Origin of the sequence: Methylobacterium sp. WL103, assembly GCF_008039885.1 — a bacterium.
Classification (GTDB): domain Bacteria; phylum Pseudomonadota; class Alphaproteobacteria; order Rhizobiales; family Beijerinckiaceae; genus Methylobacterium; species Methylobacterium cerastii.
This window is the reverse complement of the sequence record NZ_VRUX01001180.1, coordinates 1-643: the sequence shown is the minus strand read 5'-3', so window position 1 is coordinate 643 and position 643 is coordinate 1. Positions and strand designations below refer to the sequence as shown.

At 73.6% G+C, this 643-nt stretch carries 1 protein-coding gene; it reads left to right on the top strand.

The features are described from left to right. Positions 1 to 643: glycoside hydrolase family 3 N-terminal domain-containing protein (locus FV222_RS28490; protein WP_147816465.1), on the top strand; the 643-nt coding region annotated here is incomplete at both ends.

Below are 643 nucleotides of genomic sequence, written 5' to 3'. Positions count from 1 at the left end.
ACGGGGCGGCGACCGCGATGGCGCGGCTCGGCGCGCGCCTGATGGCGCACGACCTTTCCGAGGTCGGCATCAACGTCGACTGCGCGCCCGTCCTCGACGTGCCGGAGCCCGGCGCCCACGACATCATCGGCGACCGGGCCTACGCCACGACGCCGAGCCAAGTGGCCGAGATCGGCCGGGCGGTGGCCGAGGGCCTGATGGCCGGCGGGGTGCTCCCGGTGATGAAGCACATCCCCGGGCACGGCCGCGCCGCCTGCGACAGCCATCACGGCCTTCCGGTCGTCGAGGCCAGCCTCGAATCCCTGGCCGCCCAGGACTTCGGGCCCTTCCGCGCGCTCGCCGACCTGCCGATGGCGATGAGCGCCCACGTGGTGTTCACGCAGATCGACCCCGACCGGCCCGCCACCCAGTCGCGGACCGTGATCGCCGACGTGATCCGCGGCATGATCGGCTTCGACGGCCTGCTGATGACCGACGACCTCTCGATGCACGCGTTGACCGGTCCGTTCAGGGCGCGGGCGGAGGCGGCCTTCGAAGCCGGCATCGACGTGGCGCTCCATTGCAACGGCGACGCGGACGAGATGCGCGCCGTCGCCGAGGGGACGCCGGCGCTGGAAGGCGACGCCCTTCGCCGCGCCGAGGC